Genomic DNA, 26,922 nt, shown 5'->3' with positions numbered 1-26,922 from the left:
GATTTCCCTGCGGAGGGGGTCTTTTCGGCTTTTTTGATTTACAGTCCGAATGAAGAGAAACGAACTTTCTTTCCTGTCCAGACTTCCCTTTTCAATATAACTAGAACAGAAAGGCTGAGATTTGAATGATATTTTTTATCGACCATGACAAGCGTCGTATTCATAAAAGCATATGCATGGGGGAAGAGTGCGATTTTACCGATACCGCTCCCGAAGAAAGAGAATATAGTAATTCCAACACATATATTCTTTCATTGGAGAAGGAAAAAAATTATTCCAAATGTCCTGAATGCGAAGCTTTTTCCCAGGCCATAGGTTAAAAAGCAGCTGTTGCAGACCGCTCTGGAGCAGCTGCTTTACTGAATAATGTCACAAGCCGCCTTATTCACGGGAGTGTCCTTAGCCCTTAGGCGTCTGTTTTTTTGTCTGCAGCGTGATGACTGTATAGCCAAGATCATTTTCAAAATCCCAATCCACAAAATAATCGTCCACATGTCTTTTTAATGTTTCTTCCAACCCTACTTCTATTAAAACTCTTCGTTCCAATGGCCGTTTGGCCAGCTTAAGATCTTCAATCACACCTCTTTTGATTAACTCTTTTTCGATTCTTACCAGAATTCCTGAACGCTTGACTAATATCGTCCGGTCATTCAGCCAGAACACCTCCGTCACCACAGGCGTTTTTTCCGCGTTTTTACTGGCTTTTTTTAATTTCTCAGTAAGTTCCTCCCGGTTAACATCCTCCGGCCACGGCCACTCTTTTTCCTCCTGCTGCCCCTGCTTTAATACTCCAAAAATGACCCCTGTCTCATTTTCCAGCTGCCAGTCTGCATAAATTTCCCGTACATCCAGCTTTGCCTGATCCCATAACTGATGTTTTATTTCCTGCTGCATCTCCTGCATCAGCATATCTCTTGTTTCCAGCACTCGCTCCGTTTCATTTTGCTTTAATAGTATTTTCTCCATAGGGGCCAAAAATCCCCGCAGATGCACAGTAAAAAAAGGCGGCTTCAGCGTAACATATACAGAAGTCGGCCCTTTCCCAAAATTCGTACGAAGCATGGAAGTAATATATCCTCCCACCTCTGCCTCTAGAGGACGGTCTTTTGTCATATCTTTGTTTCTCCCCTTTCGAAGTTAAAGCTCTCTCTTAATAATAACCATACTCCTGGACTTAAAACAAAATTCTTCTATTATTAAAGCGTTTTTAGTAGACGAATATTTGCTGGAGGGCTTGTTTTCGAACAATTTAATTGAAGTGCTGCTTTCGATCATTATCATCAAGTAATATTAACAGAATCCTTCTTTATTCTAAGATTATACCTGCACTTACATACTGCTGTGCTGAAGGAGCCAAGCTGATTTCGCAATAAAATACGGATTTAACAGTTCATCTTTATTATATTCCATCTTTTGCTTTGAATCTGCGACTACTACCGCTCCCCCCGCTTCCTCTACGATAAGCTGCCCGGCTCCAATATCCCACTCCATCGTAGGTGCCATCCTGGGATAGAAGTCAGCCTTGCCTTCAGCAATCAGACACAGCTTTAAAGAGCTCCCTGCGGAAATAGTAGTGACCTGCTCAAATTGCTGCTCCAGCTCTTCCAGCATTTGTTCTGTCGCTTCAGAAAGATGGGACCGGCTCACAACTGCTGCCACTCCGTCCGGCTCCTGGTTGGGCAGTTTATCTCCTGCTTCTAAAAGAGCGGCTGTATCTGGCAGCACACGAGAAGCTGCATTCTCAATTTTCCAGCTTCCTGCCCCTTTTTCTGCCACGTAAAGTGTATCAAGTGCAGGAGCGTAAATACAGCTTAGTACAGGTTTTCCCTCTTCAATCAATGCGATATTTACCGTAAACTCACCGTTTTTTTTAATAAATTCTTTTGTCCCATCAAGGGGGTCTACCAACCAGAAACGCTTCCAAGCTTGCCGGACAGTCACTTCCGGCATCTCTCCTTCCTCACTTAAAATCGGAATCAGCGGATAGGCTTTTTCCAATCCTGCCGCAATGACCGCATGCGCACGTTTATCTGCCCGTGTAAGAGGCGAATCGTCCTCTTTTGTTTCTATTCCCATTGACTCCCCATTATATACTTTCATGATTTCTTCTCCTGCCTGAATCGCAAGCTCTGTTATATATTTTAATTGCATTTTCCTGCTCCCCTTTGATTGATTTCTGCGCAGCCGGCGCAAGACCTGACAATCTGTTTAAATAAGCTTATTAATAATATGCTGACAAAACTATACGACAGAAAATACTCCAATTTTCAAAAACCCTAAAAATCTCTCCTAAAATTGCGGAAACCCACGCTTATTATATACCACGTTCCTTTCTTGACACGTCGCCCTCTATTTTATCACTCTCACTTCGCCCGCCCAACTAATACCCAAACTATGTTTCACGTGAAACCTTTGTCAATTTACCCCTATTAATTCCCATGTTTTTCAAAAGATTAACACTGCTGTTTGAAGGCTTCTTCCCTGAATGAACGTAAACATGTTATCTTGGAAGCGGGAAAGGGAATAGAATAAGCTAGTAAACACTTCTCGTGAAAATATTCAGCTTATGGCTGAATGAAACTATGCGGGATTGGAGGAAGCGAGAATGCCTATGAATATGACTGAAAATGAAATCACGCTGGCAATCATCAAAGCGGTGCAGGAAGGAAAGAAAAAATCCTTCCGGGATATTATTGATGAGCTGCAGCCATATGATATGTACCAGCAGTATCAGGCGATTCCGTCTAAACATAAATATAAATTTCTTTATTACTTATCGATTGAACAGCTTACAGAATTAATGGAAGAGCTGGAACTGGACGACAAGCTGGATGTGCTGCACCGCCTGGGGATAGAGCGCTCCACAAAAGTACTTGATTTGATGGAAAATGATGAACTCGCCTCCTTCCTTTCAGACCTCGAGCCTGAAAAAATTGAAGAGCTTTTATCAGAAATGAAGCCGAAAGAATCGCAGATGGTTCAGGACCTGATGAACTATCCGCCGGAAACTGCAGGAAGAATCATGAATAACCGCTTTGTATGGATTAAGAAGCATTATACGATTGGTGAAGCGGTAGAAAAGCTGAAAGAATTTGCAGAGCTTGCAGAATACTTAAACTATCTTTATGTAATTGATGAAGATAAGAAGTTGGTCGGAGTTGTTTCTTACAGAGACCTTCTTCTAGCTGACAACTCTCAAAAAATTGAAGATGTCATGTATGGACGAGTTGTAAAAGTAGACGTATATGAAGACCAGGAAGAAGCAGCAAAGCTTATCAGCCGGTATGACTTCGTTTCTCTTCCCGTGATTAAAGAAGACGGCACGCTTGCCGGCATCATTACAGTCGATGACATTATTGATGTTGTCATTCAGGAAGCAAACGAAGATATTGAAATGCTTTCCGCTTCCGGTAAGGCGATTGATTTTAATACGAAGCCCTGGGTGGCAGCCTACCGCCGCCTCCCCTGGCTGATCATTCTGTTATTTGTCGGGCTTGTTTCCGGGGGGATTATCAGCGGCTTTGAAGAAACGCTTGATGCCGCAGTCGCTCTTGCTTTCTTTATGCCGATGATTGCCGGTATGACTGGGAATACAGGTACGCAGTCTCTTGCAGTCGTCGTGCGGGGGCTCGTGTCTGAAGATCTGACGCTGAAACAGGCAGGAAAGCTGATTTTCCGTGAAATGTGGGTAGGAATTTTTATCGGGATTACCTGTGGGATTCTCATTTCAATTATTGCCTTTTTCTGGCAGGGAAATATCGTCCTTGGCATGGTTGTAGGAGTATCACTACTGCTCACATTGATTATTGGTACACTGGCAGGTACGATTATTCCCTTGATTTTATACAAGCTCAACGTAGACCCGGCCATTGCCTCCGGTCCATTAATTACTACTATTAATGATATACTTTCTCTCCTGATCTTCTTTGGAATTGCCACAGCATTTCTTTCACAGATCGTTTAAATTCTCTGCAGCCTGCGCTGGCGTAAAATCAGCACAGGCTGTTTTTATTTGGCTTTCCCTGCGTATTTACCTTTCTCCAAGATAAATAAGACGGAGAAATTTCAAACGAATGAATTATCTGATTTTTGAAAAAAATACGTAACATTTCCTTACACATGTGATGATTTTCACAACGGCACCTGCAATAATAGAGTCACTACAGCAAAGGAGTGTTACTATTTGAAATTAGCGAACTTAAGGAAAAGTGGTCATGCCCCGTCTCTGTTATCTGCCTTTTTATACTTTGATATCAGCTTCATGATCTGGGTGCTTCTCGGAGCACTGGGGGTGTACATCACTGCAGACTTTGGTTTGACGCCAGGTCAAGTCGGCTTTATTGTAGCCATCCCGATACTGGCTGGTTCGGTTTTCCGGGTTATTATGGGAATACTGACCGACAGGTTTGGTCCTAAAAAGACTTCCATCGGTGGAATGCTGGTTACGATGATTCCACTGGTATGGGGATGGCTGTTTGGATTCTCTGTTACAGAGCTTTATTTTATCGGTATTTTGCTGGGTGTAGCTGGCGCAAGCTTTTCAGCGGCACTGCCCATGGCAAGCCGGTGGTATCCTCCTCATTTACAGGGAGTGGCAATGGGTATTGCCGGTGCCGGTAACAGCGGAACCCTGCTGGCGACTTTGTTTGGTCCCGGTCTGGCAGAAATTTTCGGCTGGAACGGTGTGCTTGGCTTAGCGCTGATTCCTTTAACACTTGTGCTCTTCACTTATATTTTCCTGGCAAAAGAACCACCAAATCAGCCGAAGCCAAAGCCGATCAAAGATTATTTCCTTGTGCTGAAAGAAAAAGACGCCTGGTATTTCTGTGCATTGTACAGCGTTACCTTCGGCGGCTTTGTAGGACTTGCCAGTTTCTTAAGCTACTTCTTTGCTTCCCAGTACAGTGTTTCCGGGGTGATGGCAGGTTATTTTGTTACTATCGTTATTGCTTCCGGAAGCTTTTTAAGACCGGTAGGCGGCTTGATTGCCGACAAAATCGGCGGAGTAAAGTTACTTCAGTTCTTATTTATCGGCGTTGCAGTATGCTTTCTCGGAGTGAGCTTCATGCCCCCGCTTGTATTGGTAATCGCTATGCTATTTATCGGGATGGGCTTTCTCGGAATGGGCAACGGCGCCGTGTTCCAGCTTGTACCGCAGCGCTTCCAGAAAGAGATTGGGATGGTGACCGGTATCGTTGGTGCAGCAGGTGGTATCGGAGGGTTCTTCCTTCCAAACGTGCTCGGCACGCTGAGAACGCTGACTGGCACTTATTCCAGCGGATTTCTTGTTCTCGCCTTTACTGCACTTGGCGCTTTTGGGTTATTATATGTAGCGCATCTCGGCTGGAAAAAGGAATGGAAACTGAAGCGCGAAAGAGCTGCTTCAGGGCAGGAAACTTCCGTTCGCGCTTAGCTTGAGTATTTTAACGGAGAAAAGGCTGTTCCTTCACGGAGCAGCCTTTTCATCGTGTTTATGAAATAAGGGATTTCTTTTATTTTATTTATCATTTGCTATGTATCGGTTCTCCTTCGCTTTCCGTCGGAAGCTTGCCGACCGGCATTCAAAGATAATGGCAGAACACGGTCTGCTGTGTTCTGCCATTATCTGAATAAACTAAACGAAGCTCGGCTCGTGCCTTCTGATCTTTACAGCAGATACTTTATATCCCGGCATGCCGCAGTTTGGATCTAAATCCTTTGGAACGAGCATATTTACGTTCTGATCTTCCGCCCAGTGGAACGGCACAAAGATCGTATCTTTTCGTATATGTTCAGAGATTCTGCTTCTTACTACGATGGTACCCCGTTTGGATTGTATTTCTACCAGCTCATTTTCTGGAATCCCGTATTCTCCTGCCGTTTCCGGATGAATTTCCATAAAGGATTCATAAAAATGCGCTGCAAGGTTTGTACTTTTACGCGTCTGCACCCCTGTTAAATAATGCGACATGATACGTCCGGTCGTTAAATACAGTGGATAATCCTCACTGACCGCTTCCTTTTTGAGCTCTGCATCATTCGACACGACGCTTAATACGGCTTTTCCATCTGCCGTTGCAAAGGACTCCTCAAACAAACGGTGCGTACCTTTATGATCGAGAGAAGGACACGGCCACAAAATTCCCTGTTCTTCACGAATACGATCATAGGTGATCCCATAGTAATCTGCCCTCCCGCCTTTGCTGGCGGTTCTTAATTCGTTGAATACCTCTTCTGCAGAAGTGAAAGGAAAATACTCTTCTTTTCCGAGCACTTTTGCAATATCACAAAGAATCTGCCAGTCATGTCTGCTTTTGCCTTCCGGCTTTTTATTCGCTTCGCGGAGCGTTACACGTCCTTCTACGTTCGTCATCGTTCCTTCGTCTTCTAAATAAGAAGAGGCCGGCAGAATCAAATCTGCCATCTGTGCAGTTTCTGAAATAAATAAATCAATTGCCACGAAAAAATCGAGGGATGCGAGTGCTTCTTTGACGAAGCTTGCATTCGGTGTGGAAACAATAGGGTTCGAGCACATGAGCAGCATACTGCGAATCTCTCTTTCATGCACTTTTTCCATCATTTCATAGGCAGACACACCTTTTCCCGGAAGATCTTCTTCCTTCACTCCCCACATTCCAGCCACATAGTCCCTGTCTTCCTTTTTCGTGATCGAACGATATCCCGGGAGCTGATCGGCTTTTTGTCCGTGTTCCCGTCCACCCTGGCCGTTGCTCTGCCCGGTGACAGCCCCGTAGCCGCTCCCTTCCTGGCCGATTTTGCCTGTCAGGAGAAGAAGGTTCAAAAAGTTTCGCACTGCCATGTGCCCATCTGTCTGCTGCTCTACTCCCCGCGCAGTAAATATCATCCCTGTGGGAGCTTTGGCAAAAGCTTTTGCAGCAAGCTCGATATCCTTTAACGGCACACTTGCCAGTGCAGCTGCTTCTTCAAGATTTAAAGAAGTAAGATGCGCCTTCATCTCTTCCCATCCGTTTGTTCTCTCTTTCACAAAAGATTCGTTGATGAGTCCTTCTTTTTCAATTACCTTCAGCAGTGCATTCGCAAGCGCCGCGTCTTTCCCCGGCTTTACCTTTAAGTGCAGATCTGCCATTTTTGCCGTTTCTGTCTCCCTGGGATCAATGACAATAATGTAACTGCCATTTTTTCTTGCCTCTTCAAAATAAGGCATAATGGTCGGCTGGCATTCCGCCAGGTTTGTACCTGCTAATATAATACATTTGGCTTTCGGAATTTCTGAGAGTGAGTTTGTTAAGCCGCGGTCCAGGCCGAACACAGCGTTGCCCGCTGTTGCTGCAGAAGCCATGCAGAACCGTCCATTATAATCAATATATTTCGTCTGCAGTCCGACTCTGGCGAATTTCCCGAGTAAATATGCTTCTTCATTTGTAATAGAGCCGCTTCCGTATACGCCGACAGCATCTTTCCCATGCGCTGCCTGAATCGCAGTAAACTGCTCACGAATCATTTCCAGTGCTTTCTCCCAGCTGATCGGCACAAATTCTCCATTCTGCTTATGAAGAGGCTCCAGCACCCGGTCTTTATGAACAGCGTGCTGGTAAGCATTCATTCCTTTAATACACAGTCTTCCGTGCGTAGTAGGGTTATCTACTCCTTTGGTAAGGTAGCTTTTCCTTTTCACATATTTCTGTTCAATCACCTGCTTTTTACACTGCATACTGCAAAAAGGGCACTGGGTATTATATATCGTTTCTGACTCTACCTGCCGTTGTTTTTCTCTGTAATAATTCAGCATCGAGTGCTTCATGCATGCATTCATCTCCTCTTCCTTTTCTCTCTTTTTCCTGCTGTTTTTTCAGGCGGCCATGAAAATAAAAGCTTCGCTAAAGAGAAGCAATACCGCTGGCTCACACAGAGGAAAGCGGCTGAAATGCTCCCTTTCTTTCCTGGGCTTCTTCCAGACTTTCCAGCAGTACGAATCTCGCATCCATATCAAAAAGAACTTCTCTTAAATGAATGAAGCTGACCCTTTCTGCCCACTCGCTGAAGGTTTCTCCGTACTTTGCACCTTCCCGGTAGTATTGAAAAAGCGCGCCGATCATCTCTTTCACTTCCTCGGTTGAAGAAGTTACGTAAAACAGCTCGCTTGCCGCTCCGGAAACACCCTGGCCAATGTAAATTTCCCAGCCATGTTCCATTGCAAGCAGTCCAACATCGCTTTGCAGCACTTTTTCTTTCATTTGAAGGGTGCCGCCGATTCTCAGATGCATATAAGCAGGCAGGAGAAGATTTGCTAACTGTTTTTCCAGGGAGACCGCCAGCTCCTGCATCTCTGCCTTCTTCATTACCGGCCAGGCCGGTGGTGCAAAGGTCTGGATTGGTTCAAGAGAGCTGAAAGTGATAGGGACCAGTTCTGTATTTAATTCTTTGTATAATGCAGATAGATCTTCTGTTTTTACTCCTGAAAATTGAATTCGCTGGCTTGCAAGCAGCTGGAGAGAAGAAACACGGAATTTTTTTGCAACACTTGATATGTGCATTAATTCATCAGGCGTTGTTACGCCCCCGTACATTTGCGGGGAGAAAGAATAAGTCCCTCCCTGCTCCAGCTGCAGCATTGCTGCGGGTGGCGCACCTTCTGTATATTCTTCATCTTTCGGATAAATCATATTCAGGTAATAATGAAGTACTGGAATACATGCAGAACAGCCGTCCTTTTTTTTCCACTGCAGTTCCCTGGTTATTTCCTTTATACTTGTGAGTTCTTTTTCCTGAATAAGGGCTACCACTGTTTCTTCAGACTTGTCTGTACAGCTGCAAAGTGTTTTTTCTTCCAGTGTTTCATCAAACTCTTCACTTTGGATATAAGCAAGCAGTTCATTTACCATCGGCTTGCATCCTCCGCAGGAGCTGGAAGCCTTCGTCTGCTTTTTTACTTCTTCTGCAGTAACAAGGCCATTTTCCTGGACTGCCCGGATGATCTCACCCTTTGGCACATTATTGCACTGACAGATATTCGCACTTAAAGAAAGCGACCTTACCAGATCTTCCTGGCCGGAGGAAGGAAACAGCATACTGTGGAGAATTTCATCGGAAAGAAGTTTTCTATTTGTGATAAAAGAAAGCAGTTTTGACTGCGGCTTTACGTCTCCATAAAGCACTGCTCCTTGAATCCTGTCGTCATGCAGAATGACTTTTTTATATACACGGTTAATTTCATCGTAAAATTGTACGGATCTGGTTTCCCCGGATTCAGCAAGATCGCCGGCAGAGAATACATCGAGCCCGGAAATTTTAAGCTGTGTATACAAGAAAGAACCTGCATAACTGGAGGCTCCGGAGGTTTGTGTAATATGGGCCGCAAGCGTGTCTGCCTGCTCATACAAAGGATTTACAAGTCCATAGACCATTCCTTCATGCTCAGCACACTCTCCTACCGCATAAATATCTGCATCTTTTGTCTGCATATAATCATTTACCAGAATTCCCCGGTTCGTTTCAATGTTATTTTCTTTCGCTAAAGTGACGTTCGGGGCTACTCCCACAGACATAATCACCATATCTGCTGCAACAGTGGTTCCCTCTTTAAATTGAACGCCCTCTACTTTATGTTCTCCGAGAATTTCCGATGTCTGGGTTTCCAGGTGGAAGTTCATCCCCTGCTCTTCTAAATCTTTCTGCAGCAGATGTGCCGCTGTCTCATCCAGCTGACGCTCCATAAGAAATGGGCCAAGATGCACTACGTCTACTTCCAGTCCTAAATTCAGCAGCCCTCTCGCTGCTTCCAGCCCGAGCAGCCCTCCGCCGATAACAACAGCTTTCTTCATGCTTTTTGCAGAAGTTAAAATTTGTTCACAGTCATCCAGTGTGCGAAAAGGGATCACTTCGGGTAAATCCGCTCCGGGAAGCGGCAGCAAAAATGGATTCGATCCTGTCGCAAGGATTAATTTATCATAGGAAGCAGTTGTACCTTTATTTGTTGTTACCTGCTGATTTTCTTTATCTATCTCTGTCACTTCTTCTCCCGTATACAGCTGTATATTTCGGTGTTCATACCAGTCGAAGTCGTGAATCGCGATGTCCTGAATGGTAGTGTCTCCTTGTAAAACCGAAGAAAGCATTATACGGTTGTAATTTGGGTGAGGTTCTTTTCCAAAAACCGTAATGTCGAATGCTTCGGGAGCAGCGTTGATAATTTTTTCTACAGCATTCATTCCGGCCATGCCGTTTCCGATTAATACAAGTTTTTGTTTAGTCATTTTTTCCCTCCGTTAGGATGCATTGTTTCTTAAGATGATGGTCGTAAAGTTGAAAAAATCTGCTGCTGCAGCTTGGATTTCGTTCATTTGTTCTCGATTATGTCATAATTCAAAGGTGTTTAATTAATCTTTGAGAGATAATTTAACGTGATTTTTTCAGAATGTTCTATTAATAACGCTTACATTTTAAAAGAGAGCTTTTACTTTTTTCAGAGGCTGATTCAGGAATTTCCGCCGTACTTAATTTCTTTACAGATATCACTGTAAGAGAAGAAGGAAACCCTTTATAATATAAAAAGAAGTTTGTATATAACTTTATCGCTATCTATAAGAATGAATTTCATATACCTGACTGCGAGGAGGAGTTTTTTATCAACCGTGTTAACATTTCTCTCTGTGCTGTGCTCGGTTTAGCTGTGTTTGCATACAGCAGCCAAGTTTCGGCAGCTCCAGAGATATCAGCAGAGAATATTCCTGACAACATGACATTTATTTTTGAAGTACCGGAAGCGCACTGGGCCTCTGGAGAATTTCAGCACCTCACTGCGCAGCTGCTTATGGAGCAGGAAACAGACGTGCAGCTTTTATCTCCTCCAGACTGGCAGCAGCTTCGTCTCAATGCAGTATTCGATCAGCTCCAGAATCCTTCCTTACATTCGGAAGTAAACAATCCTGAAGAAATAACTATGCTCGTAAACAAAGAACGAAGCTTACCTGCAGATTTTTCCCCTGAAGACTTAACGGTGCCGGAAGTGCATAATTTTGGAGAACCTGAAATACGGGAGGAAGCAGCGGCAGCATTGGAAGAAATGTTTGCGGCTGCGGAGGAAGATGGACTCCAGATTATTGCCCTTTCCGGCTATCGCTCTTATGACAGACAGGAAGAAATTTTTGATAATAACGTAGCCGAGCACGGCCTGGAGAGAACGTTGGAATTCAGTGCAAGACCGGGGGAAAGTGAACATCAATCCGGCTTGTCTATGGATGTCTCGAGTCCGGAGCTCTCTGAATCTGGAGACTACCTTTCCACGAAATTCGGTGACACCTCTGAAGGGGAATGGATCGCTGAACATGCGAGTGATTATGGCTACATTATCCGCTACGAAGAAGGAAAAGAAGATATTACAGGATACCAGTATGAGCCGTGGCACCTGCGTTATGTTGGAGTAGAAAATGCACAGTATATAGATGAACATGACCTTACGCTGGAAGAGTTTTCTCTTCCCGTTATATATTAAAAGGCACGCAGAGGAATCATTTCCTCCGCGTGCCTGTCTTTTTTTACGCCTATCTTACTACTTCCCCGCCGTTTTCTTCTATTACACGGAAAATTCTCTGGCGATATGTAAAAACTTCATGATTTGCTTCCAGTTCAAATCTCTTTCCGCCCGAAAATACAAATTCTATTGCTTCATAAGAAGCGACAGAATCTCCCTCAGAAGTAATCACAATTACTTCCTCTGCATCCTTCCAAGGGAAAAACTCCTCTTCCAGAGAGGCAATCGGACTGTAAGTGAAGCCTTCATCATCCATATAGTAATAATGCATCATCCCCATATAGGCCACTGGAAAAGCAAGAAGCATCAACAGCAGAACAAAGCCTCCGCCGATAAGGGGGTGGCGTTTATACCAGACTTTTTTCGTGAAGAAGTAAGTTATTCCTGCCAGCGGCACTATTAAAAAGCTTGCAATCACCACTATGTAAGATAGATCCGGTCTGGAAAGCAGCCACTGCTCCCGATCAAAAAAGAATATTTCCTGAAACAGCATCACCATGACGATAGGAATAAATACAGCCATTATTACTGCCAGGACTGCTGCTACAATCACGACCTTATCAATGTCGTCATGATCAATTTTATTGATTAGATTTTTCACAACTGCTTCGCCCCTCTTTAATAATACAGCCTGTGTGGAAAACAAAGCTGCCTTTTATATGTTAATAGTGATATTTGTGCTTCGCTTTCGGCGAAGGCTTGCCGGAGGGCTTTTCTTCGCTGCTCTCATCGTCTCATGTTTCCTTCAATTGCACAATTACCTATTTTATGTAAATTTTGCGCAGCGATATCACATTAAAAAACGTGAGGGAGAAAATCCCCTCACGCCTGTGAAAATATATTAAACTACTTCCCGCTCCCAGAAGCGGTGAGCTGCAATTGCTTCAATGAATCTATCGGTAAATTCTTCAATCTCTCCGCCATAAATTACACCCGGTGCATCTTCCATCTCATCAAGATGAAGCAGCGGTCTTCCTTCCTGCGTCGCACCGATCGGTTTAAAGTGGGAGTATGCTTCATGAATAAACAAAGCAGCCTGCTTAAAGAATTTTTTATCTTCCTCGCTTCCGCCAACGGCGTAGACTGCATCAAACAATACAGAATCTGCCGTGAGGAAAGTGTGGTCGACTTCCAGCTCACTGCCATCGCTCCCCTGCAGCATTCCTTTTTTGTTACTCAGGATTTCCGGCTGCACTCCTTTTTTCTTCAATTCCTTCAGCACATAGTTTACTTCTGCGCCACTGTAGTTTTGACCGATAATTACAACTACTTTTCGTGTATCCGGCTTTTTCACGGAGTTTTCCTGACTCAGCGCCGGGGAAGATTTCGTGTATCCAGTATCTTCTCCCTCCGGAGGGTTCACCCCGATCGCATCTGCAAAGTTTGTCGCAAGCTCCATGCTTACGTTTCCAAACATATCCACTACCTGCTGCCGGACGGACTTGCTTTCTACTTTTCCAAGCTCAAAACTGAATGCTTCAATAAGATGGTCCTTTTCCGGCTTGCTCATGCTGTTCCAGAAAAGTGTCGCCTGTGTAAAATGATCTTTGAAACTTTCACTTCTGGCGCGTACTTTATGTGCATCAATTTTTTCGTGATAATGCTCGAATCCGCCTTCTTCTTTGCTCGCAGGCTCCGGTGTATTATCTGCCAGGGAATTTTTATGATAGCTGACCTTTCCCCGATTAATAGTCTGGCGTCCAAAGCCATCGCGCTGATTATTGAAAAATGGACAGACAGGCCGGTTGATCGGAAGCTCATGGAAGTTCGGTCCTCCCAGGCGCAGCAGCTGTGTATCCGTATAGGAAAACAGGCGTCCCTGCAGCAGCGGATCATTAGAAAAATCAATACCAGGCACTACGTGTCCCGGATGGAAGGCAACCTGCTCTGTTTCTGCAAAGTAATTTTCCACGTTGCGGTTCAGGGTCATCTTTCCGATAATTTTTACGGGAATATCTTCTTCCGGCCAGATTTTTGTTGGATCCAGAATATCAAATTCCTGAGAAAATTCATCTTCATTGGAGATGATCTGCACTCCCAGCTCATATTCCGGGTAGTCTCCATTTTCAATTGCTTCCCAAAGATCCAGACGGTGAAAGTCCGGGTTCTTTCCGTTTACTTTCTGCGCTTCATCCCAAATTACAGAATGCGTACCGAGAACTGGCTTCCAGTGAAACTTCACAAAGTGGGAAACTCCCTGTTCATTTACAAAACGGAAGGTATGTACTCCGAATCCTTCCATCATGCGGTAGCTTCTTGGAATTGCTCTGTCAGACATTGTCCACATTACCATGTGCGCTGATTCCTGATTATTTGCAACAAAATCCCAGAACGTGTCATGCGCGGAAGCTGCCTGTGGAATTTCATTATGCGGCTCCGGCTTCACAGCATGAATCAGATCAGGAAATTTAATTGCATCCTGAATAAAGAAGACCGGAATGTTATTTCCTACAAGGTCATAGTTTCCTTCTTCTGTATAAAATTTAGTGGAAAATCCGCGCGCATCTCTTGCCAGGTCTCCTGATCCCCGGGAACCGGCGACTGTGGAAAACCGGACGAAAACGTCTGTTTTTTTAGAAGGATCCTGTAAAAATCCTGCTTTCGTATATTCTTTCATCGATTCATAAACCTGAAATTCCCCGTGTGCTGCAAACCCTCTTGCGTGCACGATTCTTTCCGGAATTCTTTCATGGTCGAAATGCGTCATTTTTTCCCGGAAGTGAAAATCCTCCATCAAGGTCGGTCCACGTTCACCGGCTTTTAAAGAAAATTCATCTTCAGATACCTTCAGTCCCTGGTTCGTCGTCATTTTCTTCCCGCGGTCATCTGTCGTGAACTTTTCCAGCTGCTCTTTTTTAGATTGGTTCTTGTTTACTTTTGCATCTTCACTCATTTCACATTCCCACCTTTACACTTTTTTCCTGCCCAAGTTTTCTTCCCTTTTTCTACAAACAATAAACAATGTTTAAACCTTTATCATACAAAGCCATCCGTATCCTATGAATGATGTAAATTCCCTTATCTGCCGCATACTCATACCTAATGGAAGACCTTCATACAGAAAAACTGCCCCACGAACGGTGAAATTAATACGGTTTTAAAATTAAACAATCTTTCTCTTAAAAAAACAAGGAAATTACCATAGATAAATAGAATAGGTATTACATGAAAGTTTAATGAATAAACTAATACTCATCATTTAGAGAAGGGGCGAATACGCAAGATGAAGCAGACTGTTTATATTACTGGCGCCGACAGAGGGTTAGGGCTGGCGCTTTCCAGGTCATTTTTAGAACAAGGCTATTATGTATTTGCAGGCCGCTACATGCAGGACTGGACAGAACTGGACACCCTGCAAAGCGAATATCCTGAAGATCTCGAGATTCTGCCGCTGGATGTGAATAATCAGCAGTCAGTAGATGAAGCAGCCAGACAGATCGGCTCCCGGTCCGGGCAGCTGGATATTTTGATTAATAATGCTGCTATATTTAAAGACCGATCAGAAGATATCTATGGAGAGTTTCATTATGAAGATATGATGAAGCTGTATGAGACGAATGTGTTTGGGCCGCTTCGGGTTTCGCAGTCTGTCATTCCTCTCCTCCTTAAAGGAGAAGGAAAAATGCTCGCAAACATATCTTCGGAAGCAGGAAGTCTTGCTGATTCCTGGCGAAAAAAAGAATACGGCTATTCTATGAGCAAAGCGGCACTCAATATGCAGCTGACTATTTTACAAAATCAGCTGGCTGAGCATGGAATTAAAGTGATGGCTTTTCAACCTGGCTATGTAAAAACATATATCATGGGAGACTTCAACAATGAAGCTACCATTGAAGCTGAGGTATCTGCTGCCGGAATTACAAAAGAAATTTTAAAATTTCCGCCGCTGGAAGAACATATGTTTATTGATTACGAAGGAAATAAAATGAACTGGTAAGGAGAGAAATAAATATGGTTAAAATTATCGCGTTGCTCGGAGATTACTGGCATAAAGCTGAAGATGCGGAAGCAGGTCTGGAAAATGCACTTACAGGATTTCCAGAAAATGAAGAGATCGACCTGCAGTATGTGACCCACGAAGAAGTAGCTGAAGCGCTGCAGACCGAACCCGATCTTTTTATCAATGCGAAAATGGACCCCTTGAATCCAAAAGATGAAAATGTCATTACGTGGCTTACAGAGGAGCTTGACCAGCAGGTAACCCAATATGTAAAAAACGGCGGCAGCATGCTGGCCTGGCATGCGGGTATGGCGGGCTATGCAAGTGAGAGCCGCTACATTCAGATGCTTCGGGGGGCTTTTGATTATCATCCTCCCGGCTTGCAGCAGGTAACCTATCAATATAAAGAAGACAATGAGAGAAAAGAATTTACGATTACTGATGAGCAGTATTTTGTTCACTGCGATACTTCCCGTACGTATGTTGATCTATGGAGCACAGGACCGGATGGCGATGCAATTGCAGGCTGGAAACATCTTTATGAAAAAGGAAGAGTCTGCTGTTTCAGCCCTGCTCATACGAAAGAAGGCATGCTGGATGAAAATGTGGCTTCCCTGCTGTTTGCAAAAATCAGCTGGCTGCTCCATCGCTGATCGTCACGAAAAAACTTACGTTATTCATTGTGCAGATGTCCTTTTGGACGTACTAGAATAGGATGCTTCATGACACAGGCCTCCCGTGTGCAACATGGGAGGCCTGAACTGTATTTATTCGCCGACTGCCAGGAAAACTAAAACTTCAGGGGAACGTTCTCTATAGCTGGTGTGCTCTTTTTATAGGGTATTCTGGTTGCTGCCGCCATAGATACCTTTACGAAGAAAGTTATCTGCGTAGAGACAGGTAGCGAGAATTGTATTAAATCCAAATTCTCCTTTATCTTTAAATGTACCGAGAGATCCTGTACGTGCCCCTTCAATTAACACACTGAAGATTTTATTGCCGCTTTTGGACTCCTGTTCGGACACCCATCCCCGGCCGATTCCCAGCTTATGCTGCACAGGTTCCCGGTACCAGGTAATGTCATTATGTCCCCGGATATACTTCATCGATTTCATAATATATTCACCAATAAGCTTAATATTCTTGTCCCCTCTTCCTCCTACGCCTATCGTTTCACTGGGCAGCTTGGAAGTATGGTTATCAAGTACAATATGCGGCCGCAGGGATTTTACTTTATTTTTTACGATCAGCACTTCCGGATGATCATCGTTTTCATACTGCCGGTTTAAATCTGTTCCATCCTCCGTAAAGCGGATGCCATGATGAAAACCATATGGATTTACGACAGGAATCACATAAAAGCTGTACCGTTCCCTGAGCTTTATGAACAGGTGCCTGACTTCCGGCAGCGCATGGCCAGGATTCACAATGCAATTAAAAAAATGCATCGTCCAGTACGTAGCTTCCCATTCTTCTCCATGAATAGACGCACTCATAAAAATCACAGGCTTCGAATCTGTGTCTCCAAAACAAAGTCCGTAAAGATGGCGTTTCCCATCACTGCACACACCTAGATCCTCACAAATCTCATACTCTGCTTTTATTCTTTCTGCAAGCTGCTCATATGATTCTTTATCATAATAAGGCGGCGTTGTCTGCGGAAAGGTAATCATTATGGCTTTCTCCCGCGGATTCTTACACTGTAAAAAATTTCTTCCCCTTCCGGTGAGAGATGGTCTATCCCTACAAAGCAGCCTGCTGGAAGGATGCATGGAGCTTCCGAAAAATGAAACGCAAATTTGTTCTGTGCTGTATCATACTCCATAATCTCCCACTGTGGTGCAGTATAGCGGGAAATATTGGAGGGAGTATTGGATACAAACGCGTTTGATGCACGGGGACGGATCACGCTGTACTCCTCTCCTGAGATTCGAAACTGCAGGTGTATATTCTCCTCTGCTCCCTCTCCCCATACTACCCAGGTGAGAGAATCTATTATCATATTATCCGACGTTTCCAGAATGACCGCGGCTCCCTCGGTCAGCGAGCCTGATTTATTAATTAAGAACTGTTCCTGAAGATCCATGAATAGTCCTCCTATTTTTTCGATTGAACTTAAGAAGAAGTGTAGACTCCGCCGTTTACATGAATCGCCTGGCCGGTCATATAGGACGATTCATCTGATGCAAGCATTACATACGGCCATGCGTGCTCTGAAGGCTGTCCTGGACGTTCAAATAAACTGTCCTGTCCAAAGTCTTCTACTTTATCTTCATCCATTGAGGAAGGAATCAGCGGGGTCCATACTGGTCCCGGAGCCACAGAATTTGCGCGGATTCCTTTTTTTGCGAGACTCTGGGCAATGCTGCGTGTCCAGGCAGTAATCGCTCCTTTTGTAGCAGAGTAGTCCATGAAAATCGGATTGCCGCGATACGCATTCACAGAAGATGTACTGATAATGGAATCTCCTGACTGCATATGACGCACGGCTGCTTTCGTTAAATAAAACTGGGAAAAGAAATTTGTCTGGAATACTTCCTCAAACTGTTCTGTAGAAATATCCAGAACGTCTTCTCTCGCAAATTGAATTGCTGCATTGTTTACGAGGATGTTGATCTTGCCGAATGCAGAAACTGTTTTCTCTACAAGGTCGATGCAGTGCTGCTCACTTTTAATATCTCCCGGCAGCAGCAGACATTTTGCTCCTGCTGCTTCTACAAGTTTTTTTGTTTCTTCCGCATCATCGTGCTCGTCAAGATAGGAAATGGCTACGTCTGCTCCTTCTCTTGCGTAAAGAATTGCTACGGCACGGCCAATCCCGCTGTCTCCTCCAGTAATAAGCGCAGACTTTCCTTTCAGTTTATCTGCAGGCTTGTACTCTATCGGCTGCGCCGGAAGAGGATTCATCTCTGATTCAATTCCCGGATGTCTGTCCTGACGCTGTCTTGGTGTACTTCCTTTCTGCATATCTCTTGGATCCATCTTTACTTCCTCCTTAAATATTTCTAATTGTAATTTATTGTCTTGTACCACCTTCCCGGCATTCCAAAACGTCCGGAAATTCATTTCATTTTTATTGGAAATATTTTCAATTAAACTGATAAACAGGATTCTGATCGAAAGTTGGGGAAATGATTTTTTCCTAAAATCAAAAGCATGGAAAAAAGTTCGACTGGGAATAAGGAACATAAAGAAATATGCAAGGGAGGTGAAGAAAAATGGAGGAACAAATCAGAAGATACTTCAGGCAGATGGACCGGAGTTTTTATATGACAGATTACAAAGAGCAGGCGCACCTTAACCGCGCTTTTCCGATTGGTCACGGACAGACAATTTCCCAGCCCTCACTCGTTCTGGATATGACACTTGCACTCGACCTGCACCCGCAGCACAAAGTGCTTGAAATCGGTACGGGAAGCGGATTTCAAACAGATATTCTCGCCGCACATGCAGAAAAGGTCTATACAGTGGAGCGTATTGAGGAGCTGTACCTTGAAGCAAAACGAAAACTGACAGCCAAAGGATTTACAAATATTCATTTTAAGCATGGGAACGGTTCTGAAGGCTGGGCCGAAGCGGCTCCCTTTGACCGGATAATGGTGACCGCTGCAGGTGCAGCCATCCCACAGGCACTTTTAGATCAGCTGCGCCCGGAGGGAAAAATGTTAATTCCGGTGGGAGAAATGGATATGCAGCGACTCACGCTTGCTGAAAAAAACCAGGACGGCAAAATAAGGACGCAGCCGCTGCACTACGTCCAGTTTGTAAAGCTTTATGATGAATAAAGCACCTTACTGCTTACTCTCCTGTGTCTCATAGTAATTGCTCAATTCTACAATCATCGCACCCATTCTTTCATGCTCCGGCTGAATTATTCTATGAATCCCTTCATCCTGAAGCGCTTCTGCAGTCACCTTGCCTACTGCAACAGCAAGCGGTCTGCTTTGAAAGGCTTTCTGTATTTTTTCCCGATATCCTTTTTCATCCACGTATTTAAACAGGGAGCGCACCTGAATCGCGGCAGTAAAGCAGACTGCGTCTACTTCTTCTTGCATCACTTCCTGACAGAATCGTTCTACTGTCTCCAAGTCAGGATCTATGTGCTTATAGGGAAGCACCGGCATCACCGTGGCGCCTTTGTTTTCCAAATACTGAATTAAGGAAGGCGCGTTTTCCCCGTGCAGCTGCACCATGACACGTTTCCCATCAAAATCGAAGTCATTGAGTTTGTCTATCAGCCCGTTAACAGTGCCATCGTCATCTTTTGCGGCGGGTGCTGCCTGTATTTTTTTCAATGCGGCGAGTGTCTTGTAGCCTCTCGCTCCTGTCTGTGTCTGCTGGATCATTTGCAGCAGTTCTTCTTTCAACTGCATTTCTTCGGCTAGTTCAAGCATCGTATTCAGCCCCATGCCTGTAGTGAAAATCATCCAGTCAAACTGCTCTTCTACTATTTTTTTCAAATCTTCCCGCACCTGTGTGTCATTTAAAAAAACAGTTCCCTGCAGAGAACGTACGATGGACTGTCCGCCTCTTTTTTGAATCAACGTACTCATTTCTTCGGTTTTCCTGGAAGCTGCCAGTACTACTTTTTTGTTTTCCAGACTCAAGCGGACCACTCCTTTTTTAAGTATAAGGTTTATTATATCCTACTTTCCCGGGTGCTTAACATTATAAAACAACTTTGTCTGTGCAAGGTTAATTTGAAAGAATTGATTTTCTCTGGTTAAATGTCCGCAAGCTTCACCGGCCTGCCCTCTTTCGCAGATACTGCAGCAGCATATGTTATTTTTTGTGTCTGAAGCGCATCCTCATAATTAGACAATATCCGGGAGGTATCTCCTGTTTTCAACGCGTGTAAAAATGCTTCACTTTCTTTTTTGTAAGGATTTTCCTCCATAATTTCTATTGACTGCTTTCCCTGCTTGTCCTGCACCACCAGCTCCTCCGGAGACCAGGAAGTAATGCCGCGATCCGAATATACAGTGAAGCCTATTTCCCCCACTCCCTGCGGCAGGATGCACGTGTTGGAAAGAGAAACGACAGCTCCATTCGTCATTTTTATACTTACTGTCCCTACATCCGCTGCGGTAACTCCTTCGTAGCTCAGGTGATTGACTTTATGGCCGGTGACAGCATACACTTCTTCTGCTTCTCCGGCTATGTACCGGAGCAGATCGACAATGTGCGTTGTCTGCTCCATCAGCTGTCCACCTGATTTTTCCTCTTTTCTCCACCACGCCGTTTCCGGCATATCTCCCATCCAGGCGCCGGTAATTAACCCGATTTTCTGCTCAGAAAGTATTTCTTTTAACTTTTCTGTCGCCGGGCTGTAACGGAAATGATATCCGACAGAGGTAATTAAAGAAGCGGCTTTCACTTTGGCAGCAATATTTTTGGGAAGTGCAAAATCATTGGCAAGCGGCTTCTCTACAAGAAAAGGGATGCCGGCCTGGATCAGTTCTTCTTCAATGCGGCCGTGGGACATCGGCGGCACACAAATGTATGCAGCATCGAGTTTTTCTGCGGAAATCATATCAGAAATGTCTCCGTACCCTGCGGCCCCGTTGTAATCCACTGCCATTTTTTCCGCTTTTTCTTTACTGCTCCCGCAGATCGCTGTTACTTCTGCTTCCTCCATGGCGGAAATAATATCTGCGTGCTTTCCGCTGAACCATCCTGTGCCAATAATTCCAATCTTTAATTTCATAATTTACTGCCTCCTTTGTAAGTCAAAAAATGTGTCAAGCAGTTCTCTCATTTTTTCACGTTTCACGTGAAACATTATCAAAAAAGAGAGAATGCTCCATGAAGTCGGCTCATTCTCTCTTAGATGTGTTTACTGCTCTGTTTTAATTTTTTCTACCAGCTTTTCCAGTTCCGGGGTCATACCTTTTACTGCTTCTCCATTATATACGGTGACCGGCACTCCCATAATCCCAAACGCCTCTACTTCCTCCTGGTACTGCCGGCTGCTCATAATATCTCTTACTTCAAAGGAAATTTGATAGGCCTCCAGCATTCTTTTTACGATACTGCATTCTACACAATCATTCGTAGAGTACACGATTACTTCTGACATACAGGTTCCTCCAAATAGATGATTAATTCTACCTGAAGTTTACCTCTTTTCTGCACTTTCTACAAAAGTTTTTTTCTCCGCATTTTTCTTTTTAAGCTTTACCCGGTAATAAATATAGTAGCCGATTCCTGCTAAAATAACTGCAGTGATGACATACTGCAGATTCTGAAATACTACATATACTTCTCCCACGTTGCCAAGCCCGCCTAGATAAAGCATCGACAGCGCTACCGGGAACACACCGATAAATGTGAAAAATCCATAGCGGAGCGGCGTGATCTTACAGAACGCGGCAACATATACGATGTACCCCATACCGAGCACCCGTCCCGCTGCGATGGTCCAGCCGCGGTATTTTTTCATGAATCTTACCATGCGCTGGGCGCGTCCTGTTTTAATTCGGTCGCTTACAAGGTAATGGTAGCGGACTGACAGTGCATAGGGTATGTAGGCAACAGCCGTGTAAACAGCAGAAGCAGCAAGACTGATCCACAGTAGCTCCCAGCCTGCGGGGTTAATTACGTATCCATACAATAAAAATACGATCGCTGCGGGAAACGGAATAGAAAGTGCTTCCACTCCTATTCCAAGGAAAAGTCCTGTAATCCCCCACTCCCTCAGTGTTTCTATGATCATCTCCAGCATAGAAGGAGACTCCTCTCCAAATTGGTTTTTCTTTCTTTTCCCCTCTTTTACCAGGCAAAAACGAGTTTGCAGAGAATCCCACGAATTCAGAGATTTATTTACTCCTGCTCCGGCAGCAGATGCCGGTATGGAATAGGAGAAGCCAGCACGATAGAAGTATTAATATTTCCAAACGGAATCAAACGGTCCACCAGCATCCCGAGCCCTTCTATTTTACTTACTGCTGCTTTAATGAAGTAGCTCGTCTGTCCTGTGACCCGGTGGCATTCGATAATATCTTTTTCTTCTTTAATCCGTTTTTCAAATTCCTGCGGCGTAATCTTTAATTCACTCAGCTGAATAAATATAATTGTTGCTCTGCCGATAGCAGCAGGAGATACACGAGCAGTAAACTCCTCAATGATTCCTTTTTCCTGCAGCCGGTGCATTCTCTCTGTCACGCTCGGCCTGCTCAGTGCCAGCTGCTTCGACAACTGACTGACAGTCATTCGGGAATCTTCCTGGAGCAGCCGCAGCATTTCGATATCAATTTTATCCATTCAATTCCGCTCCTTTTTCAAATCGAAGGTTAATTCGCATAAATACATTCATTGTTTCACACAAATCATTGAAATACATTCATTATTATATACTAATTCCTCTCTCTATATTCTACTATTATAGTATTGGCAAAAAATAGTTACTATATGGAGGAACCAACATGACAAACACACTTAAAATTATGCTTGGCTGCTTTATTGTAGCTGCAGGGGTAATTATTTTACAGCATGCCTCACTTTTAACAGGAGGAACTGCCGGTCTGTCCCTCGGACTCGTTTATTTCTTCCAAATGCCGTTCAGTTTTTTCTTTTTCCTGATCAATATTCCTTTCTATATTTTTTCTTTCATTACTATGGGTTGGCGTTTTACTGCTTATACCATTTTTGCGATTACATTTCTTTCTTTATTAACGAGTGTAGAGATATTGCTCCCCGCCTTTACCATTCATCCGCTTGCCGGCGCATTAGTTGGCGGAGCAATCATCGGCCTGGGTGTTTCCTACTTATTTATTAACGGTGCTTCCCTCGGCGGAGCGCACATTCTCGCTTTGTTTTTACAGAAGAAATTTAATTTAAATCCGGGAAAAGTAAATTTTTCGTTTGATTTTATGGTGATTTCCCTCAGTCTTTTCACCGTCGGACTGTTAAACGGACTTTACTCGATTGTCTCTGTTCTTGTGCTCAGCTGGATTATCAGCTATTTCAAAGGGAAATATGCTCCAACAGCGGCGAAAAAGCCTGTCAAAGAAAAGAAATATTACATGCCTGCCGGCGATCCTTCCAGAGAACCGGTGCATAACTAATAGAAAAACGATCTCCGTGCTGCTGGAGATCGTTTTTTTGAGCTTATCTTGGCAGATGCACAGAAATTCATTTTGCAATTAAGAAACCTATCATCCATTCAACAGACATCATACTAACTATTTTCATTTCAAAATATGATAAGATAGCTTCATAATATTACTTACATACAATTATTACCAAGGAGCGATTATTTATGTCGAAAAAGCAAATACGTGTGGTAGCGGCTGTTATTGAAAATGAGCAGAACGAGCTGCTCTGTGCACTACGCAGTCCGGAAATGGCGCTTCCCAACGTATGGGAATTTCCCGGCGGCAAGGTGGAGAGCGGGGAAGAATTGCAGGCAGCACTGGAAAGAGAAATTCAGGAAGAGCTGCGGTGTACGATCCAGGCAGGAGAGGTGATCCATCGCCATGTGCATGAGTACGATGCAGCGATTGTGGAATTAATCTGCCTGCAGGCGGTGCTTACCGAGGGAGAACCTGCGGCCACGGAGCACGCGAAGCTTCTCTGGCTTTCCCGTCCACTCCTCTCCTCCTTACAATGGGCTCCTGCAGACGTTCCTGCGGTGCAGAGCCTGATGAGTAAAGCTGCTACTTAAACCTTCTCTGTCAGCTCCCGGTACAGCTGGGGTGGAATTCTATGATGAAGTTTCATGTGAAACATTACTGGCTTCTCGTTCTGCCAGGATTCCACTTCCAGCTCCCCTAAATAGATAAACGGCTCGGTAACATTTCCTTCGATATGCTTGTATTTGCGAACGAACAGATGCAGTTTATTTCCTAACTCTTTGTGGCGAATGATGCTTTGTCCCCGTCCTGAATGCTGCGCCATATTGTTCGGACTTTCCCACTGCACTCTTTCCGGGGAAAGTATTTCATCTTTGTACAATAACCGCTCCTCTGTGTCTGCCTCCTTATGAAGATCCACAAATAAAAATAAGTCCTTGTCGTTTCTAAGCAGACCCGATCCCCTGAAAGAAGAGTGCGTCACCGAAGCATTCGAAAGCAGCGCGGCGTCTCTCATCTGATACTGCTCGTGCAGCTTGAAAAAAGGAATTCCGTAATCTGTTTTTCCGAATTCGCGTTCATAGCGGTGCAGTCCATATTCGAGTAAATCGGTCAGGTAGGAAGTATATTCCTTGTTTTGCAGCAGCTCTTCTAAAATAGACGTCCGGATTACTTTTTCCCCTTCCCATTCGGCCAGTGCTGGAAAGCGGTCTTTTTCCCGCTGATCGAGAAACGTGTTCGCGATGTTTTTTATGGCGTGCCTGACACTTTCTGCTGCTGTTTCTTCCACCCAGTGACGGATGTGATAGGAAGCTTCCTCCCAAGATAATTCTTTTTGATGCATTAAAGCCAGGTACAGACTTGCTTCATGCGGACGTTTCAGCGGCAGGAATTTTGAAAGCTCTTTATATACCTTGGCCCATACCTGGTCGTGCAGCAGAAGCCTTATATTATCGTCTGTTTCCACTTTTGCTAAAAAGGAAAGATAGCTCCCCTCTTTTTGAATAAATTTCACCGGGTCGGGTGCCCCATCATAAGTATAGTAGTCCATCAGCTTGTACGGCGGTTTGCCGTGACGAACTTTTTTGAATTCCATGTACTGCTCCTTCAAGTAAGCCATGCTGTAAAAGGATTCCTGATCAATTTGCTCCAGAATTTGCTTCTGTGAAATTTCATCCATTTGTATGTGTGTCGCTCCGGGTACGTGTGCGAAACCGGTTGCGACTGCTACTTTCAGGCTTTCCTTATCATAGTAGCGCTGGCCATTTAATGCGACGGCAATCAAATAGCTTTTCGCATGGTTGCCGATAAAGTCGAGCACGGTCAGGAACTGCTTTCCCGAGTGCTTTCGCAGCCCGCGGCCCAGCTGCTGAATAAATACGATCGGCGATTGTGTCGGGCGGAGCATCAGCACCTGATTTACCGAAGGAATATCCACCCCTTCATTAAAAATATCCACCGTAAATAGAAATTCGATTGGACTCTTTTCATCTTCCAGTGCCTGGATTGCTTCTGCTCTCGTTTCTCCGTTATCATCTCCAGATAGATACAAGCTGGGAATGCCTCTTTTCGTAAATTCTTCCGCCATAAAGGCTGCATGCTCCCGATTCACGCAAAACCCGAGTCCCTTTCGAAACTGGCCGTCATTTCCGTAAAAATTCATCTGTTCCATAATAAAATCGACGCGCTTATGCACCTGCAGTTTTTTTGCTAATTCTGCTGTATCTTCCAGCCGCACCTGCTGCAAATCGATCTCTGCGATATCGGTAATTCCGAAGTAGTGAAACGGAGCGACGATATCATCTTCCAGTGCCTCATGCAGCCTCACTTCCAGTGCTACGTTATGATCGAACAGCTCAAATACAGAAAGCTGGTCACTTCTTTCAGGCGTCGCGGTCATCCCCAGCATAAATTTCGGCTGGAACCAGGCGAGCACTTTTTCATACTGCGGGGCAGTTGCGTGATGCGCTTCATCGACAATAATATAATCAAATTCATCCGGAGAAAAATGCTCGTAATGGTTAGCAAGCGTGCGGATGTTAGCAAATAAGTAATCGGCTCCCCAGTCTTTTCTTGTACCAGTAAGAACTCCGAAACTCCGCTGAATATTCGGGAGCAGCGTTTCGAAAGTTTCCTTCGCCTTCTGCAGAATATCTTCCCGGTGCACGAGGAACAGCAGTTTCACAGGCCGGACCTGCTGCACATCGAATGCGGCCATATACGTCTTCCCTGTTCCCGTCGCAGCAACGACGAGGGCTTTCTTTTCGTTCAGGTCGCGAAGCCGTGTTAAATTTTCAATTGCTCTGCGCTGCATCGAATTCTGCACAATATATTCTGCTTTTTCATACACCAGATTCGCGGTGCGCTGCATTCTCTCTATATTACGATACAGCTCTTCATATTCATGCAGGAACTGAGCTGTCGCTTGCGTACTTCTCTGCCAGAGCTGCTCATACTCTGCGAGCACCTCTTCTACAAACTGTCCGTCTTTCTTGGAAATAATTTCTACGTTCCATTCTACATTGCTTTTTAACGCCGACTGCGTCACATTCGAGGAACCGATAATGATTTTATAGCTTTCTTCGTATTCAAATATGTATGCTTTTGTGTGAAAACCTGTCTGCTGGTCCGTCACAAACACGCGTAAATCTATATGATCAAATGCTTTCAGCCGCTCCAGTGCTTTCGGATCGGTGAAATTCAAATAAGTAGAGGTCATAATTTTCCCCTGAATGCCTCTTTTCTCTGCTTCCTTCAGCGTGTCCAGCAGCAGCTGCACCCCGCTGAAATTCACAAAAGCAACACCGAAATAAAAACGGTCACACGTTTCCAGTGAATCTGTCAATTCCTTTAATAAATTTCCTGATGCTGAATTTACGAGCAGCTTTTGTCCCATCTGATCCCTCCACCTGTCTTAA

At 44.4% G+C, this 26,922-nt stretch carries 23 protein-coding genes; 8 read left to right on the top strand and 15 right to left on the bottom strand.

The window, feature by feature from the left end; all coding sequences use genetic code 11:
• Positions 1–399: 399 nt before the first annotated feature.
• Together BLP92_RS10080 and cysQ are read right to left on the bottom strand one after the other, a co-directional pair.
• Complete coding sequence (locus BLP92_RS10080; protein WP_090842832.1) at positions 400–1,113, bottom strand: Na-translocating system protein MpsC family protein; 714 nt, start codon at positions 1,111–1,113, stop codon at positions 400–402.
• 216 nt (positions 1,114–1,329) lie between these two features.
• Positions 1,330–2,151, bottom strand: coding sequence for a 3'(2'),5'-bisphosphate nucleotidase CysQ (gene cysQ, locus BLP92_RS10075; protein ID WP_090842831.1), 822 nt, complete (start codon positions 2,149–2,151; stop codon positions 1,330–1,332).
• A gap of 454 nt (positions 2,152–2,605) precedes the next feature.
• Here cysQ and mgtE point away from each other — a divergent pair, with 454 nt between their 5' ends.
• Together mgtE and BLP92_RS10065 are read left to right on the top strand one after the other, a co-directional pair.
• Positions 2,606–3,964 carry a magnesium transporter gene (gene mgtE, locus BLP92_RS10070; RefSeq protein WP_090842830.1) on the top strand — a complete coding sequence of 453 codons (1,359 nt, stop codon included), beginning with the start codon at positions 2,606–2,608 and terminating at the stop codon, positions 3,962–3,964.
• A 219-nt stretch (positions 3,965–4,183) separates the two neighbouring features.
• Positions 4,184–5,413 carry a nitrate/nitrite transporter gene (locus BLP92_RS10065; RefSeq protein WP_090842829.1) on the top strand — a complete coding sequence of 410 codons (1,230 nt, stop codon included), beginning with the start codon at positions 4,184–4,186 and terminating at the stop codon, positions 5,411–5,413.
• 201 nt (positions 5,414–5,614) lie between these two features.
• Here the strand turns inward: BLP92_RS10065 and nasC are convergent, their stop codons facing one another.
• Both nasC and nirB read right to left on the bottom strand, forming a co-directional pair.
• On the bottom strand, positions 5,615–7,762 hold the full coding sequence (nasC, locus tag BLP92_RS10060) for an assimilatory nitrate reductase catalytic subunit NasC (RefSeq protein ID WP_090842828.1): 2,148 nt from the start codon (positions 7,760–7,762) through the stop codon (positions 5,615–5,617).
• Positions 7,763–7,862: 100 nt separating this feature from the next.
• The gene (nirB, locus tag BLP92_RS10055; protein ID WP_090842827.1) at positions 7,863–10,214 is read right to left on the bottom strand and encodes a nitrite reductase large subunit NirB; all 2,352 of its coding nucleotides are present in this window, start codon (positions 10,212–10,214) and stop codon (positions 7,863–7,865) included.
• A gap of 482 nt (positions 10,215–10,696) precedes the next feature.
• Here nirB and BLP92_RS10050 point away from each other — a divergent pair, with 482 nt between their 5' ends.
• A complete protein-coding gene (locus BLP92_RS10050; protein WP_090842826.1) occupies positions 10,697–11,452 on the top strand; it encodes a M15 family metallopeptidase in 756 nt (251 codons plus the stop codon).
• A gap of 49 nt (positions 11,453–11,501) precedes the next feature.
• On the opposite strand, the gene BLP92_RS10045 is transcribed toward BLP92_RS10050, so the two are convergent.
• Together BLP92_RS10045 and BLP92_RS10040 are read right to left on the bottom strand one after the other, a co-directional pair.
• Positions 11,502–12,092, bottom strand: coding sequence for a hypothetical protein (locus BLP92_RS10045; protein ID WP_090842825.1), 591 nt, complete (start codon positions 12,090–12,092; stop codon positions 11,502–11,504).
• A 240-nt stretch (positions 12,093–12,332) separates the two neighbouring features.
• Positions 12,333–14,384, bottom strand: coding sequence for a catalase (locus tag BLP92_RS10040; protein ID WP_090842824.1), 2,052 nt, complete (start codon positions 14,382–14,384; stop codon positions 12,333–12,335).
• A 330-nt stretch (positions 14,385–14,714) separates the two neighbouring features.
• Here BLP92_RS10040 and BLP92_RS10035 point away from each other — a divergent pair, with 330 nt between their 5' ends.
• Positions 14,715–15,428: an SDR family oxidoreductase gene (locus BLP92_RS10035; protein WP_090842823.1), complete on the top strand. Its 714-nt coding sequence runs from the start codon at positions 14,715–14,717 to the stop codon at positions 15,426–15,428.
• Positions 15,429–15,442: 14 nt separating this feature from the next.
• On the top strand, positions 15,443–16,084 hold the full coding sequence (locus tag BLP92_RS10030) for a ThuA domain-containing protein (protein WP_090842822.1): 642 nt from the start codon (positions 15,443–15,445) through the stop codon (positions 16,082–16,084).
• Positions 16,085–16,264: 180 nt separating this feature from the next.
• Here BLP92_RS10030 and BLP92_RS10025 read toward each other — a convergent pair whose 3' ends face one another.
• From BLP92_RS10025 to BLP92_RS10020, 3 genes are read right to left on the bottom strand one after another with little or no spacing between them, the layout of a single operon-like run.
• Positions 16,265–17,104: a DUF2817 domain-containing protein gene (locus tag BLP92_RS10025; RefSeq protein WP_175444244.1), complete on the bottom strand. Its 840-nt coding sequence runs from the start codon at positions 17,102–17,104 to the stop codon at positions 16,265–16,267.
• The gene (locus BLP92_RS17895; RefSeq protein WP_139148943.1) at positions 17,104–17,517 is read right to left on the bottom strand and encodes a hypothetical protein; all 414 of its coding nucleotides are present in this window, start codon (positions 17,515–17,517) and stop codon (positions 17,104–17,106) included. The genes BLP92_RS10025 and BLP92_RS17895 overlap by 1 nt, the downstream gene beginning before the upstream one ends.
• A gap of 29 nt (positions 17,518–17,546) precedes the next feature.
• Entirely contained in the window at positions 17,547–18,413 is an 867-nt protein-coding gene (locus BLP92_RS10020) for an SDR family oxidoreductase (RefSeq protein WP_090842820.1), read from the bottom strand.
• Between the two features lie 236 nt (positions 18,414–18,649).
• On the opposite strand from BLP92_RS10020, the gene BLP92_RS10015 reads away from it, so the two are divergent.
• Positions 18,650–19,216, top strand: coding sequence for a protein-L-isoaspartate(D-aspartate) O-methyltransferase (locus BLP92_RS10015; protein WP_090842819.1), 567 nt, complete (start codon positions 18,650–18,652; stop codon positions 19,214–19,216).
• 6 nt (positions 19,217–19,222) lie between these two features.
• On the opposite strand, the gene BLP92_RS10010 is transcribed toward BLP92_RS10015, so the two are convergent.
• The 5 genes from BLP92_RS10010 to BLP92_RS09990 all read right to left on the bottom strand — a co-directional run bounded on the left by BLP92_RS10010 (position 19,223) and on the right by BLP92_RS09990 (position 22,694).
• Positions 19,223–20,038 (bottom strand): uroporphyrinogen-III synthase, encoded by an 816-nt coding sequence (locus BLP92_RS10010; protein ID WP_090842818.1) that lies wholly within the window; start codon positions 20,036–20,038, stop codon positions 19,223–19,225.
• A gap of 116 nt (positions 20,039–20,154) precedes the next feature.
• A complete protein-coding gene (locus BLP92_RS10005; protein WP_090842817.1) occupies positions 20,155–21,138 on the bottom strand; it encodes a Gfo/Idh/MocA family protein in 984 nt (327 codons plus the stop codon).
• A gap of 129 nt (positions 21,139–21,267) precedes the next feature.
• Positions 21,268–21,510 (bottom strand): glutaredoxin family protein, encoded by a 243-nt coding sequence (locus BLP92_RS10000; protein ID WP_090842816.1) that lies wholly within the window; start codon positions 21,508–21,510, stop codon positions 21,268–21,270.
• A gap of 39 nt (positions 21,511–21,549) precedes the next feature.
• Positions 21,550–22,155 (bottom strand): DedA family protein, encoded by a 606-nt coding sequence (locus tag BLP92_RS09995; RefSeq protein ID WP_090842815.1) that lies wholly within the window; start codon positions 22,153–22,155, stop codon positions 21,550–21,552.
• Between the two features lie 98 nt (positions 22,156–22,253).
• Positions 22,254–22,694: an Lrp/AsnC family transcriptional regulator gene (locus BLP92_RS09990; RefSeq protein ID WP_090842814.1), complete on the bottom strand. Its 441-nt coding sequence runs from the start codon at positions 22,692–22,694 to the stop codon at positions 22,254–22,256.
• Positions 22,695–22,855: 161 nt separating this feature from the next.
• Here BLP92_RS09990 and BLP92_RS09985 point away from each other — a divergent pair, with 161 nt between their 5' ends.
• Together BLP92_RS09985 and BLP92_RS09980 are read left to right on the top strand one after the other, a co-directional pair.
• Entirely contained in the window at positions 22,856–23,497 is a 642-nt protein-coding gene (locus BLP92_RS09985; RefSeq protein ID WP_090842813.1) for a YitT family protein, read from the top strand.
• 194 nt (positions 23,498–23,691) lie between these two features.
• Entirely contained in the window at positions 23,692–24,096 is a 405-nt protein-coding gene (locus tag BLP92_RS09980) for a (deoxy)nucleoside triphosphate pyrophosphohydrolase (protein ID WP_090842812.1), read from the top strand.
• Here the strand turns inward: BLP92_RS09980 and BLP92_RS09975 are convergent.
• Positions 24,093–26,900, bottom strand: a complete 2,808-nt coding sequence (locus tag BLP92_RS09975; protein WP_090842811.1) for a DEAD/DEAH box helicase — start codon at positions 26,898–26,900, stop codon at positions 24,093–24,095. The two genes, BLP92_RS09980 and BLP92_RS09975, sit on opposite strands and share 4 nt — an antisense overlap.
• Positions 26,901–26,922: the final 22 nt, after the last annotated feature.

It is taken from the genome of Alkalicoccus daliensis, from assembly GCF_900103955.1.
Lineage (GTDB): Bacteria > Bacillota > Bacilli > Bacillales > Salisediminibacteriaceae > Alkalicoccus > Alkalicoccus daliensis.
The sequence above is the reverse complement of the archived record's forward strand: the minus strand, read 5'-3'. Positions and strand labels throughout refer to the sequence as shown.

Coding starts and splice junctions, on each gene's coding strand:
- BLP92_RS10035 (WP_090842823.1), top strand. CDS start 14,715: ATGAAGCAGACTGTTTATATTACTGGCGCCGACAGAGGGTTAGGGCTG.
- BLP92_RS09990 (WP_090842814.1), bottom strand. CDS start 22,694: ATGGATAAAATTGATATCGAAATGCTGCGGCTGCTCCAGGAAGATTCC.
- BLP92_RS10000 (WP_090842816.1), bottom strand. CDS start 21,510: ATGTCAGAAGTAATCGTGTACTCTACGAATGATTGTGTAGAATGCAGT.
- mgtE (WP_090842830.1), top strand. CDS start 2,606: ATGCCTATGAATATGACTGAAAATGAAATCACGCTGGCAATCATCAAA.
- BLP92_RS10080 (WP_090842832.1), bottom strand. CDS start 1,113: ATGACAAAAGACCGTCCTCTAGAGGCAGAGGTGGGAGGATATATTACT.
- BLP92_RS10050 (WP_090842826.1), top strand. CDS start 10,697: ATGACATTTATTTTTGAAGTACCGGAAGCGCACTGGGCCTCTGGAGAA.
- nirB (WP_090842827.1), bottom strand. CDS start 10,214: ATGACTAAACAAAAACTTGTATTAATCGGAAACGGCATGGCCGGAATG.
- BLP92_RS17895 (WP_139148943.1), bottom strand. CDS start 17,517: ATGGATCTTCAGGAACAGTTCTTAATTAATAAATCAGGCTCGCTGACC.
- BLP92_RS10015 (WP_090842819.1), top strand. CDS start 18,650: ATGGAGGAACAAATCAGAAGATACTTCAGGCAGATGGACCGGAGTTTT.
- BLP92_RS09985 (WP_090842813.1), top strand. CDS start 22,856: ATGACAAACACACTTAAAATTATGCTTGGCTGCTTTATTGTAGCTGCA.
- BLP92_RS10005 (WP_090842817.1), bottom strand. CDS start 21,138: ATGAAATTAAAGATTGGAATTATTGGCACAGGATGGTTCAGCGGAAAG.
- cysQ (WP_090842831.1), bottom strand. CDS start 2,151: ATGCAATTAAAATATATAACAGAGCTTGCGATTCAGGCAGGAGAAGAA.
- BLP92_RS10020 (WP_090842820.1), bottom strand. CDS start 18,413: ATGGATCCAAGAGATATGCAGAAAGGAAGTACACCAAGACAGCGTCAG.
- BLP92_RS10025 (WP_175444244.1), bottom strand. CDS start 17,104: ATGATTACCTTTCCGCAGACAACGCCGCCTTATTATGATAAAGAATCA.
- nasC (WP_090842828.1), bottom strand. CDS start 7,762: ATGAAGCACTCGATGCTGAATTATTACAGAGAAAAACAACGGCAGGTA.
- BLP92_RS09995 (WP_090842815.1), bottom strand. CDS start 22,155: ATGCTGGAGATGATCATAGAAACACTGAGGGAGTGGGGGATTACAGGA.
- BLP92_RS10030 (WP_090842822.1), top strand. CDS start 15,443: ATGGTTAAAATTATCGCGTTGCTCGGAGATTACTGGCATAAAGCTGAA.
- BLP92_RS10040 (WP_090842824.1), bottom strand. CDS start 14,384: ATGAGTGAAGATGCAAAAGTAAACAAGAACCAATCTAAAAAAGAGCAG.
- BLP92_RS09975 (WP_090842811.1), bottom strand. CDS start 26,900: ATGGGACAAAAGCTGCTCGTAAATTCAGCATCAGGAAATTTATTAAAG.
- BLP92_RS09980 (WP_090842812.1), top strand. CDS start 23,692: ATGTCGAAAAAGCAAATACGTGTGGTAGCGGCTGTTATTGAAAATGAG.